The following is a 21,167-nucleotide window of genomic DNA, read 5'->3' as shown; positions in this document are numbered from 1 at the left end:
ACCTATCGGTCCAGGTGGTGCACCAACGTCCAGTGATTGCCCTGGGCATCGCGCCGGTAGGAGAGTTCGTCGAGCACCCGGTACGCAATCGCCAGCCCGCGGCCGCGCTCGGACATCTCGTCCGGCATCTGCAGCTGCTGCAGATTCATCGGGGCCGGGTGCCCGTCGTCGGTGAAGACGGCCCGGACCCGCTCCGAGTCGAGCTCCAGGGCCATCCGCAGATGGACAGGTTGACCGTCACCGGAATGTTCGATGATGTTGGCCCCGATCTCGCCGGCCGCCAGATCCATGTGCAGGCGCACCATATCCGGCACGTCGGCGTGATCCGCCCAGAGCGCGTCCAAGGTCCGTTGGATGGCTTCCAACGTGTCCGGACCCGTCACGGTGTCCAGGACAAGCGGCTCAGGATTGCTCATCGAAGGCGTCCTGGGGGCGGGGGTAGGCGCGTAACACCCGATTGAGGTTGGTCAATTCCAGCACGGTCGTGACCTGGCGCGTCGGGGCCGCGATGCGTAGGTCGCCGCCGGCCTGCCGGGCGACCTTGAGACCGGAGATGAGCGCGCCCAGCCCCGAGGAGTCGATGAACTCGACACCGCTGAGATCCACCACCACACGTCGCGTGCCCGCCTCGACCAGGGCGTGCAGTTCCTTGCGCAGTGCCGGTGCGGCAACCATGTTGAGCCGTCCGGCAGGCGTCACCACGACGACACCGGAAGCATCCGTATGGGTGGGGAATTGGCTCATGAGACTCCTTCACTGGCAGATTCTTCGGCATCCTGGCCGCGGTAGCGGACGGCCTGGACCACCACACTCAGGATGACCACGTCGAACATGACCCAGAACAGGTTGACGCCGACCCCGAGAACCGAGATGGCTCCGAAGTACAGCTGCACGATGCCGATCACCGATGCCACCACGAGCATCGCAATCGCTGCCAATTGCCACTTCACCAGATGCCACGGGATCGAATCGACCGCTTGCTTTGTCTTCGGGGTCACCGCAAAGCCCAACGGGCGATCGAAATACACGTTGCGAAAAGCGGTGACACACGCCCGGATCCACACCGGGAACAGCGCGAGACTGTATTGCTGGCCGCGCCAGGTCGGCGTACCGCGGCTGATGATGATGAACATCAACTGATTGAGGATGAGGAACGGGATGAGCCTGCCGAAGAAATCCCAGCTGTAGGCCTGCACCGGCATTATCCCGAAGATGAGGTAGATCGCGGGCGCCGCGATATAGGCCAACGCGGCGAACCCCGCCAGATAACTCCACATCGTGGCCCAGTACATCAAGCGCTGCCCGATGCTGAGCCCCTTCTGCAGCAGCGGGTTTTCCTTCAGCATCACCTGGATCGTGCCTTGGGCCCAGCGCAGCCGCTGGGTCAGCATGGTCCGGGCATCGTCGGGCGCCAGCCCGCGCGCCAGTATTTCGTGATGGTAGGCCGACTTCCAGCCCTGAGCGTGCAATCGCATGCACGTGGCCATGTCCTCGGTCACCGAGATCGTCGCCATCGGCAGAATGGGCTGAGCCTCGTCGTCACGGCCGACGTCGACCGCCCGGATCATGGCTCCGATCGATTCGATGGCGCCCAGCGGTGACCATTCGCGTGCGGCCAGTGACGTCAGCGCCTCGTCGTCGAAGATCACTGCGGTAGAGGTGTGTTCGGGATCTTCGCGTAGTGCCCTGATCACCTCCAGATCTGCGCGCATGGCCGTCACATCCGCCGCGACGATCGACTGCGCGGCGGCGTCGACCCGCTGCTGGAATGCGTAGGTGATATCGGCGAGTTCGCGACCGTCACGCAGCTGCCTGCGCGCATCCGCGGTGGCCTGTCGCACTGCCTGCAGCGCGGCGTGAACCTCGGGCTGGTTCGAATCTGTCTGGGTGGCGGCGGTCTTGAGCATCTTCCGGGCTGCGTAGAGGGTGCGCTTGATGCCGTCCTCCACGGCTTGCACGTAGCCACGAATGCCCAACTGCATCAGCGCTTCACGGCGCAGAACCGCGTTCGAGCCACAGAAATAGGCGGCATTCCAGCCGTCCTTGCCCTGCTGGATCGGCCCGTAGAACAGTGGTGCCTGACTTCCCAGCGGATCGCTGAAGGGCACGTTGTGAAAATACTGGGGCGTCTGGACAAGAGCCATCCTGGGATCCCGGAAGTATCCGAGCGTGTGGTCCAGGATGCGCGGGTCCGGAACCTGATCGGCGTCCAGGATGAGTAGGTACTCACCCGCGGTCTCGAACAGTGCATTGTTGAGGTTTCCGGCCTTGGCGTGTCGCGGCTTGTCGTCCCAGGCGGCCGATCGGGTGACGTAGCCGACGCCGAGTTCGGCCGCGGCGACCGCCAACTCGTCGCGGTTGCCGTCGTCGAGAATCCATGTGGTGTGCGGGTACTCGATGGCCTGGGCCGCGCGTGCGGTGTCCAGCACCATCGGGATCGGCTCGTTGTACGTCGTGATGAGTACGTCGACCGTCGCGTCGTCGGGCGGCGGCGGTGGGGGATGCCGTCGGAGCACCCGCCACATGGTCAACGCGAACAGCAGTGAGTCGATGACACTGTAGGTCTCGGCGATCACCAAGGGCACCGCGATCCACCACGCCGACCAGTTCAGCGATGACATCCATCGCCAGATGATGTAGTTGAGCCCGAGGATCGCGGTGCACAGGATGAGCAGTCGCAACCACGGTGACGGGAGTCTTCCGGCCGACGCGTCCGGCAACCGGTGAGTCATCCGGTGGGCTCACGGCCGATGGCCACCAGCGTGACGTCATCCAGGCCGGGGTTGTCGGCAACCAAGGCCTGTACGCGGTTGCACAGCTGCACCGGGTCTCGGTGTTCGGCAATGAACCGCAGCGCCGGCCGGACGTCGCAGCCGTCGCTGACCAGATCGAGAACGCCATCCGAGGCCAGCACGATGCTCTCGCCCGGCCCTAAGGTGACCCGGTGAGACGACCAGGTCTCGTCGGGCAGGATTCCCAGTGGCAGACCGTTGCCGCGCAGCGGTGTCACCACGGCGTCCGCACTGACGTGGGCGGCGAAGCCGTGGCCGGCGTCGACGTAGTCGAGCACGCCGTCAGCGGTGTGCAACTTCAGGTGCACAAGGGTGACGAAACTGTCGGTGCTCGCCAGATCGTCGGCGATCTGGTGGGCCACCGAATTCACCGCCTCGGCGATATCACCCTGCGCGCCGACGTGGTGAACCATTCGTGATGCCCCCCGAAGTGCCGATCGCACGGTCGCGGTGAGGATCGCGGCGCCCAGACCCTTGCCCATCACATCGGCGATGGTGAACACCGCCCCGCCGGGAACGGGATAATGGTCGTAGAAGTCACCGCCGACCGCGAACGCGGGTACGCACAACGCCTGCACCGTGTATCCCGGAAGATCACCGAGCGGGCTCGGCAGTAGTTGTCGCTGGACAGCCGCGGCGCGTTCCAGGTCATCGGACCTCTGCAGTTCACGTTCGGCCCAGCGGGCGAGTTCGATGAACGTCTGTCGTTGCCCGGCGTCGAGTGAGCGTGGCCGCGTGTCGTAGACGCAGAAGGTGCCGACGGCGTGGCCGCCGGGACCGCGTAACGGATAACCGGCGTAGAACCGGATACCGCCTTCGGAGCGAATCGCCGGTAGGTCGGCGAACTCGGATTCCCAGGTGTCTTCCAGGACGAGCAGTGCGTCGGCCTCGTCGTCGTAGGCGCGCGCGATCACCGCCTGGCACACCGTCTGTCCGCGCGCGACGCTGCAATCGATGTCCAATCCGTCGCACTGCTTGAACCATTGCCGGTCCGATGTCAGCAGGGAGACCGCCGCCATCGGTACACCGAGTGCGCAACGGGCCATGCTCGTCACTCGTTCGAAACGCTCCTCGGGTTCGGTGTCCAACTGGTAGAGCTGGTCGACCGCGTGTAATCGTTTGGCCTCGACATCGGCCGGCAACGTGTACCTGGCCTGCAGCGATGGCGCGCTCATGCTCGTCCCCCCAACGCGCCCGCCAACGCGGTGGCCGACTCCGCCGTGCTGGCGATGCGCCAGTCGGTCTCCTTGTCGTGGTCGAACCAGATGAAGCCCTCGACCTCGGCGTCGTCCCGCAGAAAGCCGACGAGATCGGTGATCCACCGTGCTTTGCTGCCACCTGCTTCCGCGCAGCCGACCTCGGCCACGACGACCGGTCGGTCGCCGGCCAGCTCGCGCGCATCGGCCAGCGCTGCGCCGAATATCTCCGCCGGGGCACACCACGCGTGCCGGCCGCCTGCGGCGCCCCAGTTGTACCCATCGACACCGATGTAGTCGACGAATTCGCCACCGGGGTACCAGGACACGATCGGATCATGCTGCGCGGCAACTGCATCGGCACACCACATGAAGTCCACATTTGTCGCCCCTGCTGCGGCGAACATCGTGTGGATGCGTTGCCACACCGCGATGTGCACTTCAGGCGGAGTCCCACCCGCCGGGCTCCACGGATACCAGTCACCGTTGAATTCGTGGGCAAACCGCAAACAGATGTTCTGTTGCCGAACTTTCAATTCACCGATCCATTCGTGGACATAGTCATCGAGCGCACCGGCGGCCAAATCGCGCATTGTTCCCGGACCGCGGTCGGCGACGGTCCACGGCTCCCAGGTGATCACCGGAAGGGCGCCGATCCTGGCAACTGCAGCGAGCTCGGCCAGCGGTGGCGCAGCGGTGAAATCCTCGTACCACAGCACATACTGGGGCGCGGTACCGGTAATGCGGGTCACCGTGTCCAGTTCGGCGGTGGCACACGGTCCGCCGGGCGTCGTGACGCCGAATTTGAGGAGACCCATTCCTTTCCCCACACTGCGAAGATAATGCCCGCGGGGCTCCGGCGCCGAGCAATTCGACGTCCGAAAAGGAAATGGTTCTGGCGAACTCATTCAGGGTGAATCAGGTGAGTATCACCTAACGTCGCATCGCCGCCCGTCGGCGCGGTCCGATGCGCAGCGGTGCCGACGGATAGATTGAATGCGCCGTCGAGGCGGGCGGGTGGGAAGCGACTGCGGAGGAGGTGAGCGGTGCAGCAGCGGGGCTTCGGTGATCTTGAGGCGACGGTGATGGACCGGGTGTGGGCATCGCCCGACGGTGCCACCGTGCGCGACATCTTCGAGGATCTCGCCGACACCCGTCAGATCGCCTATACCACCGTCCTGTCGACGATGGACAACCTGTTCCGCAAGGGGTGGGTGCGTCGCGACCGGGAAGGCAAGGCCTACCGGTACTGGGCCACCATGACCCGCGAGGAACGGTCGGCAAATCTGATGCGTGTGGCATTCGACTCCGGAGGTGACTCCGAAGCGGTGCTGGCCTTCTTCGTCGAACAGATGACCGCCGAGGAGTCGGCGCAACTGCGTGCCGCACTGCGCCATTCTCCGAAGCGCCGGCGATGACCGCCGCGGTCTATCTGTTGACCTACGGCGTGGTCGTCAGCTGGCTGATGCCTGCAATCCTGCAGCGGTTGACCGGGGCCGGCCTGAACCCCAGGCTCGGCGTGACCGCGTGGTTGACGGCGATCACCGCCGTACTCGTCGCGTGGTCGGTCGCGGTGCTGCTGATCATCAGTGCCGGCGTGGGCGGACTGCCGGGGTCATCGACAGTGGTGCTGTGCCTGGAGATGCTCGGTGTCCCGGAACGCTCGCTCACCCCGGGCGCGGTCAGCCTGACCATCCTGGTGACCGCCGGCGTACTGATCTCGACGGTGGTGGCGGTACAGGTCTGGCGGGCGGTGGCCGGTGCGCGTGCGCGCAGTGACGACCATGCCGCGGCGGCCCGCATCATCGGCACCCCCACCGACCGTCCCGACGTCTTCGTGATCGCCGCCGACCGCGCCGCGGCGTACTGCGTGGCGGGGCGGCCGCACGCCATCGTGGTGACCACCGCGGCGGTGCGGACATTGGACCGGGCGCAACTCGCGGCGGTGCTCGCCCATGAAGACGCCCACCTGCTCGGACGCCACCATCACGTGCTGATGGTGCTGCGAGCGTTGGCGGGCAGCCTTTCTCGGCTACCGCTGTTCACCCGCGGCGCCGGTGCGGTGGCCACGCTGTTGGAGATGTGCGCCGATGACACCGCCGCCCGGCGCCACGGCAACGGTGCGCTGATCGCCGGCATGGTCAAGCTGGCGGGCCCGCATGCCGTGGGCGGGCTCGCCGTGGGTGCGCAGGGTGTGGCGGCCCGGGTTGCCCGGCTGCACGCTCCGGCCGATCGCTTCACCCTGGGGTGTCACCTACTGCTGACGACATCGGTGATCGCGCTGACGGTGAGTGCGCCGGTGGTGGTCAATCTGATCTGCCGGCACTGATCAGACCGCGGCGTTGCCCGCTTTCCATTGCTCCCACGGGATGTTCCAGTCGCCGAGGCCGTCGGTGCCCGACAGCGTCGACCCCACCGTGTTGACGACCTCGACGATGTCGCCACGTTTGGTGTTGTCGTAGAACCATTTCGCGTTCTCGGTGCTGGCATTCAGGCAGCCGTGGCTGACGTTGGCGCGCCCCTGACTACCCACCGACCACGGTGCCGCGTGCACGAAGATCCCGCTGTAGGACATCCGGGTCGCCCAGTTGACCTCGGTGCGGTACCCGTCGGGGGAATTCACCGGCACGCCGTAGGTGGACGAGTCCATCACCATGAAAGGCAGCCGTTCGGCCACGATGTAGGTGCCGTTGTCGGTGGGGGTGGCGTTCTTGCCCATGGAGATCGGCATAATCTTGGCGATCTGCCCGTTGACCCGCACGGTCAGCGTCTTGGTGGTGTCGTCGGCGGTCGCGATCACCTGGTCACCGATGGTGAAGGTGCTGGCGGCATCATCCTGGCCGAACAGGCCGTCGCCGAGATCGACGCCGTAGGTCCGGACCCGGACCTCGACCCTCGTACCGGGTTGCCAGTATTCGGCGGGGCGCCAACGGACCTCGCGCGGACTGAGCCAGTAGAAGGCGCCCTCCACCGGCGGGTCGGTGGTGATCGTGATGGCCTTCTGAGCGGCCAGCCGGTTCGGGATGGGCTCGTCGAACGAGATGGCGACGGGCTGTCCGACGCCGACCACCTCGCCATTGCCCGGCAACACGTAGGGCATGGTGAGGTTTTCCGGGGAGTGTGTCTCGAAGGTCGCGGTGGTGGCGGTGCGCCCGCCGAGCCCGAGCGCCTCGGCGTGCACCGTGTATTGCCGGTTGTAGCCCAGGGGTTCGGCCGAACGCCAGGTGACACCGTCGGGACTCAGTTCGCTCTTGACGACCCGGCCCTGCTCGTTGGTCAGGGTGACACCGTCGAGGACACCGGCCTCGGCGGTGACCGTCACCGGTGATTCGACGGGTACTCCGACGGCACCGTCGCGCACCGAGAGGTGCACGCGCGGCACCAGGAGATCGCCGTACGGTGTGCCCTTCTCGGCGATCGTCTTCGCGCGCGGCTCAGGTGCCGGTTGCCCGCACCCTGCCATCGCAATCACCATGGTGCAGAGCGTGATCAGGGCAACTGCAGTACCCATGATGCCGCGACACCGCTCTGTCGCGTCCACTCGTCCCATGACCGTGATCCTGTCCACTTGCTCGGCGTTGCGCTACCATCCTACGGACTTACTACGTAGATGCAGGCCCCGGTGCGCACACCGGCGTCCGGCGGGAAGGGACCGGTGCGCAAGACTCCGCTCGGCCGTGCGCTGCTGACCGCGATGGTGGTGATCGTGGTGGCCGCCGTCGGGATCGTCGTGCTGGTACTGCGCACCGATGACCGAGCCGAGCGACTGCCCGCCGCGTCGGGTGGGGTTGAGCTCGTGCGCCCCGACAGCCACCGTCTCGATGATCCGCCCGGCGCCACCGTCAGTTTGGTGGAGTTCCTGGACTTCGAGTGCGAGGGGTGCCTGGCCGCGTACCCGATCGTCGAGCAGTTGCGCGCCGACTACGGCGATCGGGTCGAATTCGTGTTGCGTTACTTCCCGCTCTCGGGGCACTTCAATGCCGAGCGCGCCGCCCGCGCCGTCGAGGCCGCCGCGCAACAGGGCCGGCTCGAGGCGATGTATCACAAGATGTACGACACCCAGCCGCAGTGGGGGGAACGCCGCACGCCGGCCGACGAGGTGTTCCGCGGGTTCGCCGCCGAGTTGGGTTTGGACATGGCCCGATTCGATGCGGCATACGTCGACCCCGCGACCGCCGCACGGGTGCGCTCGGATTTCGAGGATGGTCTGGCGCTCGGCGTACAGGGCACACCCACCTTCTTCATCGACGGCGAACAGATCCCGGTGCAGCGGCCCGATGACCTGCGTAGGGCCCTCGACGCGGCGTTACGGTGACGAGCGTGGCAGTGCCGGGCGCCGAACGCCCTCGGCGGCGCGCGCGGTTGCCGCGCCGGCGCCAACACACAGCCGGCGCGAATCCTGTTGACGCCGTGTCGATCAGGGTGGGAACACCTCTTTGATGGTCCCATCCGGATGCACCTGCATGAAGCCGGTACCCGGTGCCGTCGAATGGATGGCCAGTTCCAGCCCGCCGCCCTCGGCGCCCTCGATGATGAGATAGCTCTCCGAGCCCACCGGTGCGCCCGTGTGCCGCGGGGCATCGGCCAGGATCGCCGCCACGGCCGACGTGTCGATCTGGCCGAGATCGGCGACGACATCGAAGGCCCCGGTCGAGGAGGGCGATCCCCAGGTCTCCCAACCGCTGCCCCGATAGGTGTAGTCCTGCTGCACGTTCGGGTTCGTCGGGTCGGGGCGGTCGTAGACGGCATAGGTGGGATACACCACCAGGGAGAAACCCATGGTGTCACCGAACTTGTCGCGCACGGTCTGGAGCAGACCGGCCAGCCCGTCGGCAGTCTGCATCTGCGAGGGGGACACCGGCGTCGGTGTTGCTGTTGGCGGGGTGCTGTGTGGCGCTGTGCTGTTGATGCCACCGGTGCGGCGCTGGGGTTCGCTGGGGCCGGCCACCTGCCGGCCAGGATCGGGTCCGTCGTCGCCGCCGGCCACCAGCACGACGGCGATCACGGCGACCGCCACGGCCGCGACCGATCCGATCGGGATGAGGACGGCCGGTCCGCGCCACCACGGCCGCGCCGGGGGTCCCGGCTGCCACGGCGGTGGCGCCGGCCATTGCTGCTGGACAACCGGATTCGACGGCGGATAGGTCACCGGCGCGGGCCAGTGCGCGGCAGCCGCGGTCGGTTGGTGGGCCGCGGTCGGTGGGGCCAACCCCGCCGCCGGGGTGACCGCCGATCGGGCGGCGGCGGCCAACTCGCCGGTGGTGGCGTACCGATGCTCGGGGTTCTTGGCCATCCCGATCGCGATCACCTGGTCCATCGGCGGGGGCACCCCGGGCTGCATGGTCGAGGGTCGCGGCGGAGGCAGCGTGAGGTGACCGGTGATCTGTCGCTCGACGCTGTCACCGGGGAACGGCTGGGAACCGGTGAGGCACTCATGCAGCACGCAGGTCAACGCGTAGATGTCGGCGCGCGCGTCCGACGTGTCGGTGGAAAGCCGTTCGGGGGCCATATAGGCCAGCGTTCCGATGGTGGACCCGGTGCTCGTCAGCTTGGTGGCACCGGTGGACTGGGCGATGCCGAAATCGATGAGGTAGGCGAAGTCCGCGGGTGTCACCAGGATGTTGGACGGTTTGACATCACGGTGTACCAGTCCGATCCGGTGCGCGGCATGCAGGGCCGCCGCGATCTGTTCGGTGATGTGCACCGCGCGGTGCGGTGGCAGCGGACCGGTCTCCAGGAGTTCGTTGACGGTTTTGCCCTCGATCAGGCGCATCGTCACATACAGCCTGCCGTCGATCTCACCGAAATCGTGGATCGGGACGATGTGCGGTTCGTCCAGGCCGGCCGCCAGCTGGGCCTCGCGTCGGAAGCGGCGCTGGTAAGTGTCGTCGTCGGCGAGGTTGGGCGGCAGCACTTTCAGGGCGACGAGCCGGTTCATGGCGGTGTCGTAGGCCTGCCACACCTCGCCCATACCGCCTCGGCCCAGCACCTTCACCAGGCGGTACCGGCCGAACGGAGTGCCTTCCACGGGCCAACAATAAGCCACCGCGGGTCGGCTCAGTCGGTGCTCCGATGCTGTTGGGCGGCCACCGCGCCGCCGAGCCAACGGCGCAGGAACGCGCGCAGCTCGGCGGGGGAGCGGGTGGCGTCGTTGGGGGCGACGAAGAAGGACAGCATGGTGCGCAGGGCGAACTCGACGAGCTCGCGCAGGGCGGCCTCGTCGTAACCGTGGGCGGCCCAGTCGACGTCGAAGCGGTCGATCATCCGCATGCCGATGGCCCTGGCCTCCGCCGAGGTGAGGTCCTCACTGTGGTTGTGCGGGTAGGACTCCGAGAGCAGGATGCCCAGGTGTGGGGTACGGGTGACCTCATCAAGGGTGAACATGGTGCCTTCGGTGATGGCCTCCGCCGGGTCGTGGATCCCGCGCACCTGTGCAGCGAGGCGGTCCAGGAAGGCGTCGACCGACGCCATGGCCACCGCGTGCATCAACGCATCCGAGGTCGGGAAGTACCGGTACACCGTCTGCCGGATGATGCCCAGCGAGTTGGCCACATCGGCCAGCGAGATCGCCGCGCCGGTGGCGCTGACCAGATCCACGGCGGCCGTCACGATGCGCCGGGTGGCCTCGTCGTCGGTCTGCGGGGGATCGCCGCCCCACCCGCGCCTGCGCGCCATCGGCACCTTCCTTTCGGGGTACGCGACGCTAGCATGCGTTTGCGATCATACAGTCAGACGTTTACTCGTATGATCGTGTGGTAGCTTTCGGCCATGACGGATCTCCAGGTGCGCAAGATGCGCTTCGCCTTCGCCGATCACGATGTCCCGTTCCTGTGGAATGAGGACAACCCCGCCTTCTCCGCGATGGCCAACGCGGTGTCGTTCCTGGCCATCGCCTTCGAGAAGATGATCGTCAGCACCATGGCCGAGGCAAAGCCCCTGCTGGCCGATTCGCCGATCGCCGACGAGGCCGACGCCTTCGTGCGGCAGGAGGGCCAGCATTCGATGGCCCACCGCCAGCACGCCCGCGGTCTGATCAAGGCCTACCCGGCACTGAAGCAAACCCTCGACGAGGTGATCGCCGCGTTCGACGACCTCGTCGAGAACAAACCGCTCAAGTACCGGCTGGCCTACACCGCCGACCTGGAGGCGACCTTCACCCCGGTGTTCAAGCTGATGCTCGACAACGACGACACGCTCTTCGCGCCCGGTGACGACCGTGTCGCCTCACTGTTCCTGTGGCACTTCGTCGAAGAGGTCGAGCACCGCAGTTCGGCGCTGATCATCTACAACGACCTGGTCGGCGATCCGTGGTACCGCGCCCGGATGGCCCCGTCGATCTTCAAGCACGTCATGGACGTCGTGCGGATGGCCTGCGACGGGTTCAACAAACACCTCCCGCTGGAGGTGCGCAAGGTTGACGCGGTGTCCACCTTCGCGCTGGAGCGGCGGAAGAACGCTCTGCTGACGCGGGTCGGTCGCCGCCCGGACTACGGGCCGCTGCAGGCGCCGTTCCCGCATCTGGGTTTCCGCGAACAGATGGCCGCACTGGTGGGTATCGTGCGCAGCCAGATCCCCGGTCACGATCCGACACATGAGAAGCTGCCCGCGCTGGCCGGCGAATGGTTCCGACGCTATGACGAGGGATACGACGTGACGCAGTGGTACACCGCCGGGAAGCAGGCCGCCGATGTCTGATCTGTGCAGGCCCACCTTCGAACAGCTCGCCGAGCGACTGGGTTTCAGCTGCGCCGAGGCCGGTGGACTGGTCGAGCTGCGCAGCCCGTTCGCGTTGGAGAACTGGACGCTGCCGGTGCTGGAGCTGACCGTCGTCGTCGGTGCCGTTCTGGCTCTGGTATACGCGGTGATCCGGCTACGGCGTCACGGTGACGCGACCAATCTGGTGCTGTGGTTCGGCGCCATCGCCTACCTGTTGATCATCGAACCGCCGCTGTATTTCCCGGCCGCCTTCGGTATCGAGGAACACGTCGACACGATGTTCGCGCACAACGTGTTCACCGTGGAATTCCTCTGGGGCAGACTGCCGCTCTACATCGTGGCGATCTATCCCATGATGGCCACCATCGCCTTCGAGATCGTGCGCACCCTCGGGGTGTTCCGGCGCTACGGCACCCTCGTCGGCGCGGCGTGCGTCGGGTTCGTGCACCACGCCTTCTATGAGATCTTCGATCATCTGGGCCCGCAGCTGCGTTGGTGGGAGTGGACATTGGAGCACCCGCTCAACCAGCCGTTCCTGGACTCGGTGCCACTGCCCAGCGTCGTGGTGTTCGCCGCGCTCTGGCCGATGTCGCTGGCCTTCTGCGTGCAGTTCTTCGTCGGACGACACGTGGACCGCGGACGCCGCTTCACCGGCGGTCAGATCCTCTGGCGCACCGTCGTTGTGGGACTGTTGGCGTCCATCGGTACGGTGCTGCTGCCCGCGCCGGCGACGGTCATCGGCTCATTCACGAACTTCACCGTGATGGGCGTGGTGTACGCGTTGGAGCTGGTGGTCATCGCCGTCGTGGCGGTGCCGGTGCTGTACAAGCAGTGGCAGCGGTTGCGCAACACCGCCGCCTCGGCCACCGAGGCCCGCTATGTGAACCCGCCGATGATCCGGTACGGCGTGCTGTATCTCGCGGTGATGGCCGTGCTGTGGGCCACGGCGCTGCCGGCGTACTTCGGGGCGGTCGACGGCATCACCGGCAACGGCGATCCGGTGGGCAACCTCGCCTACACCGTGCTGTGCTTCGTCATCGCCGGCCTGAGCGCGGCTGCGGCACTGATGGTTTCGACGGCGGCCCAGCCGGTCAGGCAGACCGCCACGGTGTCCTAGCTCCCGCTGAACAGACGCGTGTACCCCTGAAAACCGGTGTTTTCAGGGGTACACGCGTCTGCTGGCGAGGGAGAAGTCAGGCCCCGGTGTAGGTGGCGGGATCCGGGCGGTACCGGGTGCCGTCATCCAGCCCGGTCAGGGCAGCCAGGTGATCGGCGGTCAGCTCGAAGTCGAACACATCGAAGTTCTCGGCGATGCGCTCCGGCTTCGATGACCGCGCGACCACCGAGTTGTCGAGCTGCAGATTCCAGCGGATCAGCACCTGGGCCGGGGTCTTGCCGTACTCGGCGGCGATCGAGGTGACCGTCGGGTTGTCCAGCAGCTTGCCGACACCGAGCGGGCTGTAGGCCTGCGTGACGATGCTGTGCTCGGCGTGCGCCGCGCGCTGTTCGGTCTGCACGAGCTGCGGATGCAGCTCGATCTGGTTGACCGTCGGCGCCACGAAGGACAGCGCAATGATGTTGTTCAGGTCCTCGGGCGTGAAGTTCGCGACGCCGATGGACTTGGTCAGCCCGTCTTCGCGGATCCTCATCAGCCCGCCCCAGCTGTCGACGTACTTGCTGCTGTCGCCGCCGGGCCAGTGGATGAGGTAGAGGTCCACGTAGTCCAGGCCGAGCCGCTCCAAGCTGGCCCGGCCGGCATCCTGGGAGGCCTGGAAGCCCTGGTCCGCGGTGGCCAGCTTGGTGGTGACGAAGATCTCGGCGCGGGGCACCCCCGAGGCCGCGATGGCGCGTCCCACACCGGCCTCATTGCCATAGGCAGCAGCGGTATCGATAAGGCGGACACCGATTTCCAGCGCGGCGGCAACCGCCCGCTCGGCCTCGGCGTCGGTCAGCTCGCCCACCCCGATGCCGAGAACCGGAATCGTGTTCTCGTCGTTCAAACCGATATTGGGCACCGCTGCTGCCGATGTCATGTCCTACCTATCCTGTGAAGTTGAAGGTGCGTGGGTCGGGACCCAGCCGGGTGCCGTCATCGAGTGACGCGATGGACGCGGTGTCCTGCTCGGTCAACTCGAAGTCGAACACGTCGAAGTTACTCGCTATCCGATCAGGGTTCACCGACTTCGGGATGACGATATTACCCAGCTGCAGATGCCACCTGATCAGCACCTGGGCTGGTGTTTTACCGTGCGCTTGGGCGACCGCGGTCACCGCGGGGTCGTCGAGCAAACCGCCCTGGCCCAGCGGGCTCCACGCCTCGGTGGCGATGCCGAGTTCGGCGTGCAGATCACGTAGTTCCTGCTGGGGCAGCCGCGGGTGCAGCTCGATCTGGTTGACCGCGGGCACGATGCCGGTGCTGTCGATGAGGGTGCGCAGGTGCTCGGGAGCGAAGTTGCTGACGCCGATCGAGCGCACCCGGCCGTCCTCGCGCAGTTTGGCCAGCGCCTTGAAACTCTCTACGTACAGATTGATCTCGGGCAGCGGCCAGTGGATGAGGTACAGGTCCACGTAATCGACGTCGAGGCGCTGCGCGCTGGCGTCGAAGGCCTTCAGCGCCTTGTCGTAGCCCTGTTCGGAATTCCACAGCTTGGTGACCAGGTAGATGTCCTCGCGCGGCACGCCGGAGGACTTCAGGCCCTGCCCTACCTCGGTCTCATTCTGATACGCCGCGGCGGTGTCGATGTGGCGGTAGCCGGTGCGCAGGGCGCTCTCGACGGCGCGTCTGGTGTCCTCAGGCGGGGTCTGCCAGACTCCCAACCCGACCGTAGGGATCGAAATTCCGTCGTTCAACAACAGTGTGGGATGTGAAGGGGCAGTCATGACACAGAGTCTGCCAGCGCGGCAGAACCCGAGTCGGTTGCGGCTGAAGTTCGCGACGGTCGCCAGCCGGGTATCGGTGCCGGTGCTGGCGCGCATCCCGGACCCGGCCAAACGACTGCTGATGGGTCGACGCTCGGTGACCATCGACGGCAACACCCTCGACACCAGCCTGCAACTACTGCTGACCGCGCAGCGCGCCTCGGGCATCGGCGGGCTCGTGGCCAGCGAGGACGTCACCGTCGCCCGGCGCCAGCTCGACGCGGCCTCTGCTGCCTTCGGCACCGACATCGTCGTGCCGACGGACGACTTCTCCATCGCCGGGCCGGCCGGCCCACTGAAGGTGCGCCACTACCGCGCGGCGGCCGGTGCGCCGCTGCTGGTTTTTCTTCACGGTGGCGGATTTGTCGTCGGCAGTTTCGCGACCCATGACGGCTTCTGCCGCCGGTTGTGCCAGGACGCCGGTGTGCATGTGCTGGCCGTCGACTACCGACTCGCCCCCGAGCACAAGGCACCCGCGGCCGGCGAGGACTGCTACGCCGCCTACGAGTGGGCGCTCGAGCACGCCGCCGAGCTGGGCGCGGACCCCAGCCGGGTGGCCGTCGGCGGTGACAGTGCCGGTGGCAATCTCGCCGCCGTGGTCACCCAGACCGCCCGCGACCGCGGCGCCCGGCTGCCGGCCCTGCAGGTACTGATCTATCCGATGGTCGACCCGGTCGGCGAGACCGTGTCCCGGTCGTTGTTCGCCGAGGGGTACTTCCTCACCAAGGCCGATATCGAATGGTTCGACCACCACTACGTGGTGGGCTCCGCCCTCGACCATGACGATCCGCGGGTCGCGCCGCTGCACGCCGCCGACCTGTCGGGACTGTCGCCGGCGCTGGTGGTGACCGCCGGTTTCGATCCGCTGCGCGACGAGGGCAGGGCCTACGCCCAGGCGCTGGCCGCGGCCGGTGTGCCGGTCGACCGGCGCGAGTACGGCTCGCTGGTGCACGCCTTCATCAATTTCTTCCCGCTCGGCGGCGACAGTGAACTCGCCGTGGCCGACCTCACCTCGGCGCTGCGGGCCCATCTGAGCCGGTAGGCTGCATTCCGTGGCGAACAAACCGAAGAAGCAGGCCAGTTACGACTTGAAGGCCGCTGACCGCAAGCGCAACCTTCTCGTCCAGATCGGGCTGACCTCCGTCGTCGTGCTGTTCGCAGTGGCGCTGGTGCTCTGGATCGTGCTGAACGGCGAGGCCAACCCCGAGTCCGGTGAGGCCCGCGCGGTCCGCGTCGAGTCCAGCAACGTGATCAAGAACGACGACGGCGTCGAGCCCAAGGCGGTGCTGTCGGTCTACGAAGATCCGCTCTGCCCGCACTGCGGCGCCTTCGAGAAGGCCTTCGGCCAGACGATCAACGAGCTCATCGACAAGGGCGTGATCGCGGTCGACTACTACATGGTGGGCATCCTGGACAGCGCCTCGAACCAGAACTACTCCTCGCGGGCCAGCGGCGCGGCCTATTGCGTGGCCGACGAGTCGGTCGAGGCGTTCCGCCGCTTCCACGGCGCCCTCTACGCCCAGCAGCCCTCCGAGGTCGGCGGCGCGTACCCGACCAATGCGCAGCTGATCGAGACGGCACGGCAGGCCGGCGCCGCCGGCGGTGTGCCGGAGTGCATCGACAAGGAGCGCTACGTCGAGATGGCCGCCGGGATGGCCGCCGCCACCAAGATCAATGCCACCCCGACCGTCCGCCTCAACGGTGAGGACTACCAATACAGCACGCCCGAGGCTCTGGTCGGAAAGATCAAGGAGATCGTCGGCGACGTCCCGGGCCTGCCGTGACCGTCGCCGCCGACCTCGAATCGACCGAGTCCCCGGTCGAGCCCGGCGGCGTACGTAGATCCAGCGCCATCGGTGTGCTCATCGCCGGCGTGCTCGGCCTCGCCGCAGCCGCAACGCTGACCATCGAGAAGATCGAGATCCTGATCGATCCGAGCTACGTGCCGTCGTGCAGCCTCAACCCGGTGCTGTCCTGCGGATCGGTGATGACCACCCCGCAGGCCTCGGTCTTCGGCTTCCCGAACTCGCTGATCGGCATCGTCGCCTTCACCGTGGTGCTGGTGAGCGGTGTGTTGGCGCTGGCCAGGGTCGCCCTGCCGCGCTGGTACTGGTCCGGCCTGGCGATCGGGAGCGCACTCGGCGTCGTGTTCGTGCACTGGCTGATCTACCAGAGCCTGTACCGCATCGGGGCGTTGTGCCCGTACTGCATGGTGGTCTGGGCCGTCACGATCCCGCTACTGGTCATCGTCGCGTCCATCGCTCTGCGCGGTGAGACGGCGACCGCTCCCGGCCGCATCCTCTACGACTGGCGGTGGTCGCTGGTGGCGCTGTGGGTCACCGCCGTGCTGCTGCTGATCCTCGTCCGCTTCTGGAACTACTGGTCGACGCTGCTGTAACCGACGACTCACAGTCGGGGGATATGGCGCGGTGAGCTATCCGCAGGTCAGTATCCTCATACCTGCGCCTCAGCCGGTCTGTGGTGTCGCCGCGCGCGCCGAAATTCGACGCCCACACCGACTCGCGCCAAGGCCGTCGCGATCCGAAGACGAAGGAGTAAGAGTTCGATGATTTCGAAACTCTTGGTGGCCAACCGTGGCGAGATCGCCATCCGCGCGTTCCGTGCGGCGACGGAGATGAACATCGCCACGGTTGCGGTGTACCCGTTCGAGGATCGGAATTCGTTGCATCGGCTGAAGGCCGACGAGTCGTATCAGATCGGTGACGAGGGCCATCCGGTCCGGGCGTATCTGTCGGTTGAGGAGATCATCCGGGTTGCCAGGCATGCCGGCGCGGACGCGGTGTACCCCGGCTATGGGTTCCTGTCGGAGAATCCGGATCTGGCGCGGGCGTGTGTGGAGGCCGGGATCACGTTCGTGGGCCCGTCGGCCGATGTGTTGGAGCTGACCGGGAACAAGGCACGCGCGATCGCGGCGGCCAAAGAGGCCGGGCTGCCGACGTTGGCGTCCTCGGAGCCCTCGGATTCGGTCGATGATCTGGTGGCCGCGGCGGAGTCGATGGACTTCCCGCTGTTCGTCAAGGCGGTCTCCGGTGGCGGTGGTCGGGGTATGCGTCGCGTCGCCGAGGCGTCCGCGCTGCGCGAGGCCGTCGAGTCGGCTTCCCGGGAGGCCGAGTCGGCGTTCGGGGACGGGCGGGTCTATCTGGAGCAGGCCGTCATCAATCCGCGCCATATCGAGGTGCAGATCCTGGCCGACGGTGACGGCAATGTGATCCATCTGTTCGAACGCGACTGCAGCCTGCAGCGTCGCCATCAGAAGGTCATCGAGTTGGCTCCGGCGCCGAATCTGGATCCGGCGGTGCGGGAGAAGATCTGCGCCGATGCGGTCGCGCTGGCGCGGCACATCGATTACTTCTGTGCCGGCACCATCGAGTTCCTGCTCGACGAGCGTGGCCATCACGTGTTCATCGAGTGCAATCCGCGGATTCAGGTGGAGCACACGGTGACCGAGGAGATCACCGATGTGGACCTGGTGTCCTCGCAGCTGCGGATCGCGGCGGGGGAGACGCTGGCCGATCTGGGATTGAGTCAGGACAACCTGGCGATCCGGGGTGCGGCGATGCAGTGCCGCATCACGACCGAGGACCCGGCCAACGGGTTCCGTCCCGACACCGGCCGGATCACCGCCTACCGCTCTCCCGGTGGCGCGGGCATCCGGCTCGACGGTGGCACCCACACCGGCGCGGAGATCAGCGCGCACTTCGATTCGATGCTCGTCAAGTTGACCTGTCGCGGACGGGATTTCACGATGGCCGCGGCTCGTGCGCGGCGGGCACTGGCCGAGTTCCGGGTGCGCGGGGTGACCACCAACATCCCGTTCCTGCTCGCGGTGATCGACGATCCGGATTTCCGGGCGGGTCGGGTGACGACGTCGTTCATCGACGAGCGTCCGCAGCTGTTGACCTCGCACACCCCGGCCGACCGCGGCACCAAGATCCTGAACTATCTGGCCGATGTCACGGTGAACAAGCCCAACGGGGAACGCCCCTCGACGGTGTACCCGGCCGACAAGCTGCCCCCGTGTGACCTGTCGGTGGCCCCGCCCGCGGGTTCCAAGGACAAGCTCGTGGAGCTGGGCCCGGAAGGTTTTGCGCAGTGGCTCAAGGACTCCCCGGCCCTCGGTGTCACGGATACGACGTTTCGTGATGCGCATCAGTCGTTGTTGGCGACCCGGGTGCGCTCCAACGGCCTGCTGTTGGTGGCGCCCTACATCGCGCGGTTGACCCCGCAGTTGTTGTCGGTGGAGTGCTGGGGTGGGGCGACCTACGATGTGGCGCTGCGTTTTCTGAAGGAAGATCCGTGGGAGCGCCTCGCCGCGCTGCGCGAGGCGATGCCCAACATCTGCCTGCAGATGCTGTTGCGCGGCCGCAACACCGTGGGCTACACGCCCTACCCGGAGTTGGTCACGAGCGCGTTCGTGGACGAGGCGACCGCGACCGGGGTGGACATCTTCCGGATCTTCGACGCGCTGAACAATGTGGAGTCGATGCGCCCGGCGATCGACGCGGTCCGGGCCACCGGGTCGGCGGTGGCCGAGGTGGCGATGTCCTACACCGGGGATCTTTCGAACCCGGCCGAGGATCTGTACACCTTGGACTACTACCTGCGCCTGGCCGAGCAGATCGTGGCGGCCGGGGCACATGTGTTGGCGATCAAGGACATGGCCGGGTTGTTGCGTCCGCAGGCCGCCACGACGTTGGTGTCGGCCTTGACGGAGCGGTTCGATCTGCCGGTGCATGTGCACACCCATGACACCCCGGGTGGGCAGCTGGCGACGTATCTGGCGGCGTGGACGGCGGGTGCGTCGGCGGTCGACGGGGCCTCGGCGCCGTTGGCGGGCACCACGAGTCAGCCCGCACTGTCGGCGATCGTGGCCGCGACCGCACATACCGACCGCGATACCGGTCTGGACCTGGGCGCGGTGTGTGATCTGGAGCCGTACTGGGAGGCGTTGCGCAAGGTCTACAGCCCGTTCGAGGCGGGACTGCCGGCCCCGACCGGGCGGGTGTACACCCACGAGATTCCGGGTGGGCAGCTGTCCAATCTGCGGACCCAGGCCGTCGCGTTGGGGTTCGGTGACCGGTTCGAGGAGATCGAGGATGCCTATGCCGGGGCGGATCGGGTGTTGGGCCGGTTGGTGAAGGTGACCCCGTCGTCGAAGGTGGTGGGTGACCTGGCGCTGGCGTTGGTGGGTGCCGGCGCCGATGCCGATGAGTTCGCCGCCGACCCGGATCGCTACGACATTCCCGACAGCGTCATCGGGTTCCTGCGCGGCGAGCTGGGCGATCCGGCCGGGGGCTGGCCGGAACCGTTGCGCAGCAAGGCATTGCAGGGCCGCGCCGAGGCCAAACCGGAAACCCCGCTCTCGGCCGAGGACGAGGCCGCACTCGGCACCGGTGGCCGCGTGCGTCAGGAGACGCTCAACCGGCTGTTGTTCCCCGGGCCCACCAAGGAATTCCAGGCCCACCGCGACCAGTACGGCGATACCTCGATGCTGAGCGCCAACCAGTTCTTCTACGGGTTGCGCCAGGGTGAGGAACACCGCGTGCAACTCGAACCCGGCGTGGAACTGCTGATCGGGTTGGAGGCGGTCTCCGAGGCCGACGAGCGCGGGATGCGGACCGTGCTGGCCATTCTCAACGGCCAGCTGCGTCCGGTGCTGGTGCGCGACCGCAGCATTGCCAGCGATGTCGCCGCGGCCGAGAAGGCCGACAAGTCCAACCCCGACCACATCGCCGCCCCCTTCGCCGGGGTCGTCACCATCGGTGTGGGCACCGGTGACACTGTCGAGGCCGGCCAGACCATCGCCACCATCGAGGCGATGAAGATGGAGGCCTCCATCACCGCGCCCAAGGCCGGCACCGTGGCCCGCATCGCGGTCACCGGTACCGCCCAGGTCGAGGGCGGTGACCTACTGGTGGTCGTCGGTTCGGCCGGCAAGAGCGAAGCGGCCGGGGATTCAGCCTGACGCGCATCATCGCCGGAGCCTACGGCGGGCGCCGAATCTCGGTGCCCGCCAGTGGGACTCGTCCGACCACCGACCGGGTACGCGAATCGCTGTTCAACGTGCTGACCGCGCGGCTGGATTTCGACGGTACCGCGGTGCTGGACCTCTACGCCGGGTCCGGCGCCCTGGGGCTGGAGGCGCTGTCCCGGGGCGCGGCCACGGCGCTCTTCGTCGAATCCGACCGCCGCGCCGCCGCGATGATCGAGTCGAACATCAGCGCGCTCGACGCCAGCGGGGCCGTGGTGCGCCGAGCTCCGGTGGACAAGGTCGTCCGATCCGCCGGCCGCGCGGTCGATCTGGTGTTCGCCGACCCGCCCTATGAGGTGAGCACCGGCTCGGTCGAAGGCGTGTTGAGCGCGCTGTCCGGCAACGGTTGGGTGCGTCCCGGGGCCGTGGCGGTGATCGAACGGCCCGCCGGTGCGGCGACGCTGACCTGGCCGGCGGGCTGGCAGGCCGATGACGAGCGTCGCTACGGTGACACCCGGCTGGAGTTCGGCGTCATCGCGTAGCGTCTCGGAT

Annotated in this window: 20 protein-coding genes; 10 read left to right on the top strand and 10 right to left on the bottom strand. The window is 67.1% G+C overall.

Going from position 1 to position 21,167, the window contains the following annotated elements:
- Positions 1–2 precede the first annotated feature (2 nt).
- Genes BST17_RS07355 through BST17_RS07335 form a run of 5 tightly spaced genes read right to left on the bottom strand, consistent with a single transcriptional unit; the run spans position 3 to position 4,806 of the window.
- Positions 3–416, bottom strand: coding sequence for an ATP-binding protein (locus BST17_RS07355; RefSeq protein ID WP_083056680.1), 414 nt, complete (start codon positions 414–416; stop codon positions 3–5).
- Positions 403–744 (bottom strand): STAS domain-containing protein, encoded by a 342-nt coding sequence (locus BST17_RS07350; RefSeq protein WP_083056678.1) that lies wholly within the window; start codon positions 742–744, stop codon positions 403–405. Before BST17_RS07350 ends, BST17_RS07355 begins: the two co-directional genes overlap by 14 nt.
- The gene (locus BST17_RS07345; RefSeq protein WP_083056676.1) at positions 741–2,732 is read right to left on the bottom strand and encodes a glycosyltransferase family 2 protein; all 1,992 of its coding nucleotides are present in this window, start codon (positions 2,730–2,732) and stop codon (positions 741–743) included. The genes BST17_RS07350 and BST17_RS07345 overlap by 4 nt, the downstream gene beginning before the upstream one ends.
- Complete coding sequence (locus tag BST17_RS07340) at positions 2,729–3,967, bottom strand: PP2C family protein-serine/threonine phosphatase (protein ID WP_083056674.1); 1,239 nt, start codon at positions 3,965–3,967, stop codon at positions 2,729–2,731. Before BST17_RS07340 ends, BST17_RS07345 begins: the two co-directional genes overlap by 4 nt.
- Positions 3,964–4,806, bottom strand: a complete 843-nt coding sequence (locus BST17_RS07335; RefSeq protein ID WP_165762231.1) for a glycoside hydrolase family 26 protein — start codon at positions 4,804–4,806, stop codon at positions 3,964–3,966. Before BST17_RS07335 ends, BST17_RS07340 begins: the two co-directional genes overlap by 4 nt.
- 228 nt (positions 4,807–5,034) lie before the next feature.
- Between BST17_RS07335 and BST17_RS07330 the strand changes: the two genes are divergently transcribed.
- Both BST17_RS07330 and BST17_RS07325 read left to right on the top strand, forming a co-directional pair.
- Positions 5,035–5,406 carry a BlaI/MecI/CopY family transcriptional regulator gene (locus tag BST17_RS07330; RefSeq protein WP_083056670.1) on the top strand — a complete coding sequence of 124 codons (372 nt, stop codon included), beginning with the start codon at positions 5,035–5,037 and terminating at the stop codon, positions 5,404–5,406.
- Positions 5,403–6,317 carry a M56 family metallopeptidase gene (locus tag BST17_RS07325; protein WP_083056668.1) on the top strand — a complete coding sequence of 305 codons (915 nt, stop codon included), beginning with the start codon at positions 5,403–5,405 and terminating at the stop codon, positions 6,315–6,317. Before BST17_RS07330 ends, BST17_RS07325 begins: the two co-directional genes overlap by 4 nt.
- Here the strand turns inward: BST17_RS07325 and BST17_RS07320 are convergent, their stop codons facing one another.
- Entirely contained in the window at positions 6,318–7,463 is a 1,146-nt protein-coding gene (locus tag BST17_RS07320) for a L,D-transpeptidase (protein ID WP_269149839.1), read from the bottom strand. It lies immediately after the preceding gene.
- Positions 7,464–7,682: 219 nt separating this feature from the next.
- Here BST17_RS07320 and BST17_RS07315 point away from each other — a divergent pair, with 219 nt between their 5' ends.
- Positions 7,683–8,303: a DsbA family protein gene (locus BST17_RS07315; protein WP_234807587.1), complete on the top strand. Its 621-nt coding sequence runs from the start codon at positions 7,683–7,685 to the stop codon at positions 8,301–8,303.
- Positions 8,304–8,405: 102 nt separating this feature from the next.
- On the opposite strand, the gene BST17_RS07310 is transcribed toward BST17_RS07315, so the two are convergent.
- Both BST17_RS07310 and BST17_RS07305 read right to left on the bottom strand, forming a co-directional pair.
- On the bottom strand, positions 8,406–10,016 hold the full coding sequence (locus BST17_RS07310; protein WP_083056664.1) for a serine/threonine-protein kinase: 1,611 nt from the start codon (positions 10,014–10,016) through the stop codon (positions 8,406–8,408).
- Between the two features lie 29 nt (positions 10,017–10,045).
- Positions 10,046–10,663 (bottom strand): TetR/AcrR family transcriptional regulator, encoded by a 618-nt coding sequence (locus tag BST17_RS07305; RefSeq protein WP_083056662.1) that lies wholly within the window; start codon positions 10,661–10,663, stop codon positions 10,046–10,048.
- A gap of 93 nt (positions 10,664–10,756) precedes the next feature.
- Here BST17_RS07305 and BST17_RS07300 point away from each other — a divergent pair, with 93 nt between their 5' ends.
- On the top strand, positions 10,757–11,683 hold the full coding sequence (locus tag BST17_RS07300) for a metal-dependent hydrolase (RefSeq protein ID WP_083056660.1): 927 nt from the start codon (positions 10,757–10,759) through the stop codon (positions 11,681–11,683).
- Positions 11,676–12,821 carry a hypothetical protein gene (locus BST17_RS07295; RefSeq protein ID WP_083056658.1) on the top strand — a complete coding sequence of 382 codons (1,146 nt, stop codon included), beginning with the start codon at positions 11,676–11,678 and terminating at the stop codon, positions 12,819–12,821. Before BST17_RS07300 ends, BST17_RS07295 begins: the two co-directional genes overlap by 8 nt.
- A gap of 76 nt (positions 12,822–12,897) precedes the next feature.
- Here the strand turns inward: BST17_RS07295 and BST17_RS07290 are convergent, their stop codons facing one another.
- Together BST17_RS07290 and BST17_RS07285 are read right to left on the bottom strand one after the other, a co-directional pair.
- Complete coding sequence (locus BST17_RS07290) at positions 12,898–13,737, bottom strand: aldo/keto reductase (protein ID WP_083056656.1); 840 nt, start codon at positions 13,735–13,737, stop codon at positions 12,898–12,900.
- Positions 13,738–13,744: 7 nt separating this feature from the next.
- On the bottom strand, positions 13,745–14,584 hold the full coding sequence (locus tag BST17_RS07285; RefSeq protein ID WP_083056654.1) for an aldo/keto reductase: 840 nt from the start codon (positions 14,582–14,584) through the stop codon (positions 13,745–13,747).
- Between BST17_RS07285 and BST17_RS07280 the strand changes: the two genes are divergently transcribed.
- From BST17_RS07280 to rsmD, 5 genes are all read left to right on the top strand, one after another.
- A complete protein-coding gene (locus BST17_RS07280) occupies positions 14,583–15,665 on the top strand; it encodes an alpha/beta hydrolase (protein ID WP_083056652.1) in 1,083 nt (360 codons plus the stop codon). The two genes, BST17_RS07285 and BST17_RS07280, sit on opposite strands and share 2 nt — an antisense overlap.
- 10 nt (positions 15,666–15,675) lie before the next feature.
- Complete coding sequence (locus tag BST17_RS07275) at positions 15,676–16,407, top strand: DsbA family protein (RefSeq protein WP_083056650.1); 732 nt, start codon at positions 15,676–15,678, stop codon at positions 16,405–16,407.
- Positions 16,404–17,021, top strand: a complete 618-nt coding sequence (locus tag BST17_RS07270) for a vitamin K epoxide reductase family protein (RefSeq protein ID WP_083056648.1) — start codon at positions 16,404–16,406, stop codon at positions 17,019–17,021. The genes BST17_RS07275 and BST17_RS07270 overlap by 4 nt, the downstream gene beginning before the upstream one ends.
- A 168-nt stretch (positions 17,022–17,189) precedes the next feature.
- Complete coding sequence (locus tag BST17_RS07265; RefSeq protein WP_083056647.1) at positions 17,190–20,609, top strand: pyruvate carboxylase; 3,420 nt, start codon at positions 17,190–17,192, stop codon at positions 20,607–20,609.
- Complete coding sequence (rsmD, locus tag BST17_RS07260; RefSeq protein WP_083056645.1) at positions 20,606–21,157, top strand: 16S rRNA (guanine(966)-N(2))-methyltransferase RsmD; 552 nt, start codon at positions 20,606–20,608, stop codon at positions 21,155–21,157. Before BST17_RS07265 ends, rsmD begins: the two co-directional genes overlap by 4 nt.
- The last annotated feature ends 10 nt before the right edge of the window (positions 21,158–21,167 follow it).

The sequence above is a fragment of the Mycolicibacterium bacteremicum genome (assembly GCF_002086115.1).
GTDB lineage: Bacteria > Actinomycetota > Actinomycetes > Mycobacteriales > Mycobacteriaceae > Mycobacterium > Mycobacterium bacteremicum.
This window is presented reverse-complemented; position numbering and strand designations above follow the sequence as displayed.